Below are 3,382 nucleotides of genomic sequence, written 5' to 3'. Positions count from 1 at the left end.
GAGGACTAATGTCGGCAATTCTTTCGCGAGCGAGGTGCTTCCATGTTCTACAACGAGCTCGCTTCATTGCCTTTCTCACGATCAAGGGTACTTCTACTTCTGTTTCGTCTCCTGGTACAAACTCCGCGGCATAGCCTTCCAGCAACGCTTGCATCATATGCACGGTCATAATTCCCGGCAAATTAGAGCCGCGAGCCGCGAACGCCAAAGACAATGCGAGCCTAATTAAATCATGTGCAGGATTACCAATCACTGTTTGATCGAAGTCCCGAATTTGGAAACTCACTTTTCCCTCAATATCAGACACCGGACCTAAGTTACCAATATGGCAGTCCCCACAAATCCAAATCGCTGGTCCCTCTGGGAGCTTGGCTTTGCTAGCTGTATCTAACCACTCATAGAATTTCGAAGTGCTGCCACGAACGTAAGCATGAGCTGACTCTGCCATTTTGATATTTCTTCGTTGAGTCAATAATGCGGCACGATCTGATACGGTTGGTAAAGCAACTTGTTTTCTCATATATTTTTGAACGGAAATAGCATTACAAACGTCGTGCTTGGCACGATAAGTTAAAAGATAGTGGACTTTGCGCAAGCGTACTTATTCTGCCTGTCAGTCAGAAAAGCGACCAACCATGGCGGAAGCCAAATAAGGTCATGGGGGTCGTAGATACTATTTCATTACAGTACTTGCTGTGGCAGTAGGAGAACCAGGTTCGACAGTCGCGCCTGGAACAGGGTTACGGCCCAAATCACCATATTCCTTTGCTTTGTTAGGATTTTCTGGCATCGTTGCAGCAACTTCAAATGCGTTACCAACTTTCTCTATGAGAGAAGGGGATGTGGAGTCCACTGCAACAAGCGAAGTCGGCTACTTGTAAACGGGCTAGAGATGCTGCTCAAAATGGAACCGGCACCCACAGTCGAACCTGGACACATTTTCTTAGTCATTGTGCTTGCCTTTAAAGTCAACTAGGGTCAGATAAGAGATTAAGCGGTAGGCACGCAACCATATACCAGCGCACCAGTAAAGACAGTAACAAAAAAAATAAGATAGCTCCGTTGGTTTTCGCACATAAGGAAAAAAATGTCTACCATGCGTAAACAATTTACGAATGACTTAAAAATTGAATAGATGGACCAAAACTCACAGGGCGGGTGTGATGGGGAAAGACATAAATAAATATGAAGTGCCTACGGGAGTGTCGGCGTCTGCTCAGCAAGAGACAGCCTGCCATCCTATGTTTTTCGTTCGATTGTACTGACCATCAACGTTGTGAGTAATATCTATGATGTCGCCACTGATTAAGACAAATCAGTGTAATAATCTGTATGTTCACAAGCCAGCTTGGATCACAACTCTGCTCTCATAGGAATTAATATGCATTTTAACTTTATCATCAAGGCAATGCTCGACCACTTCTAGGTTTTTTTATTACCTAGGAGTAGTCATGCATATCATTCGTCCGCACCAGGCTTCCATCACGCTTTTTTCGCGTCATGGGAGCGTCGATGCTTTTCCATCCGCAAAGCAAGCGCTCAAGAAATTGGGCTATGCATGGATAGCTACCAACGTCGGCCCACATTTGCGTACTTTTAATGGCACGAGCTATGAAGAGTATTCATACATTATGCGCAGTGATCTTGGTGAAATTGTCACTGCCACGTCGTTCTCTGCTTTGCGGATCAAACCTGGCATTCATCAACGCGTCCACCTATTCCGTCACTGGAACGGAGAGGTACCCGGCACTGGAAAGCGCAGCCGAACTCGTTGTTTCCGTCATATCCGCTATGCCAATGCCAAGCGTGCTTCGCAGTATTTTCCTGACGAGGGGGAGATTGCTCCAAGAGCGGTTCGTTACTTGAATAGGCTGGCCGATGCATGGGATGAACATATCGCCTCTTCACGACGTTACCGTAACTGGAAACAATTTCGGAAAACGCAATGGCGCTAAATATAGGGAGTTTTTGCCATAGCTAATAAGACGAGGAAACAGCTGATTGATGATTACTGAGTATTTGTGCCAAAACAGCCAGCAATTTTCAGTTCAAAAATGCCACCGAATTGCATCCCAAATTGCCCAGGTTCTTGAGATCGTCTGCAAAAGTTTCCAATCCCTAAAAACACAAATTGACAGCAGGAGGAAAAGTTCGGAATTTCGAACTTTTCCTCCTGCTGTCAATTTGCGACCGAACGCCGCAATGGCAAATCGAAACAGGCCCATCGGCAGCTTTGTCTCGATCTTAGTTAGCCTCATTCACAGGTGGCTCAAAATATGCGATAGCACAAAAGCCATTCCTCATTTTTCGATAAAATTGCACAAGCGAGCCATGAACAGCAATAAATTCTCATTCATTGGCACTACCGACAAAGTCAGCGAAGCATTTCCTATTATCCTGTCCGTAAAAATAACTGTCACTCAGATTCTTATTGCTACTATGCCAAACGTCCTGAGCAGCGGTCAACTTATTACTCGCTAGATAATCTGTCTCCGAGTGTTGACTGCCTTAATCCCAGATGCCAGCAAGGCGGCCGTTCCACTTTTTGATGAGGCTGTCATTCAGTCTCCCTTCATCAAATTGCTTCGCAGATGTAAGTCGACTCCATTCAATTTTTGTATCGGGCCTGTGATTGATCGCGTCATACTGCTGTATTCACCTCGGAAATTTACTATTAGCATAACCCTCATTGGTTGCAAGTGGCTTTTTTTGATGCGACTGGGTGGCACATGTGAAATGCGAATGGGCGGTTTTTTAGTATGCGATTAAATGGTATTTTGGGTGCGAATATGCACATTGGACATGAAGTCGTTTGCTACGGCACTCATGAAATCAGATTGCAAGAAAAGCGCGAAAAAATATATGCCTAGAGCCTGGTTCGATAATTTTCCTCATACTCATATTGCACTTGACGATGTAATTGAACAGGGAGCCTTGTCCTGCAATATGCTGAAAGGAAATAGGAAGTAAGGCGCAGCCTTGATCTGACGCTGTGCCAGAAAAGGAGAAAGCTCCCAGATATTGCTTGGGAGCTTTCGTCATACACGAGTTTTCTCTTGGATATTCCACTCCAGGTGGAACCACAAGTATTATTTGTGGTGGCGTTTAGCTTGTTTCGATTCTCGCTAGCAGCTAAACCTTCCCGATATTCCGGACTTTGGCAGGCTGTCGGCAAAAGACCTAAGCGGCTGAAGTGGCGTAATCATAACCATATTTGAATATGTTTGCTAGCATCCGGGGATTCGAAAGGACAGTTTGTTGATTTGCACTGAAAATTGACCCACTTTGCTGGATAAATTGCATCTAAAATTGACCCACGTTTAGCACACAATCCTACTTATCTTGATGAGTAGGGAGCAGGAGTGATTGACGTGGCATTACT

At 44.9% G+C, this 3,382-nt stretch carries 2 protein-coding genes; one reads left to right on the top strand and one right to left on the bottom strand.

Going from position 1 to position 3,382, the window contains the following annotated elements; all coding sequences use genetic code 11:
* Positions 1–520: DUF2252 family protein (locus tag ACO0LF_RS31170; protein ID WP_423021250.1), on the bottom strand; the 520-nt coding region annotated here is incomplete at its 3' end.
* Positions 521–1,451: 931 nt separating this feature from the next.
* On the opposite strand from ACO0LF_RS31170, the gene ACO0LF_RS31165 reads away from it, so the two are divergent.
* On the top strand, positions 1,452–1,955 hold the full coding sequence (locus ACO0LF_RS31165) for a hypothetical protein (protein ID WP_423021248.1): 504 nt from the start codon (positions 1,452–1,454) through the stop codon (positions 1,953–1,955).
* The last annotated feature ends 1,427 nt before the right edge of the window (positions 1,956–3,382 follow it).

Source organism: Undibacterium sp. Di27W, assembly GCF_049340345.1.
GTDB lineage: Bacteria > Pseudomonadota > Gammaproteobacteria > Burkholderiales > Burkholderiaceae_D > Undibacterium.
This window is presented reverse-complemented; position numbering and strand designations above follow the sequence as displayed.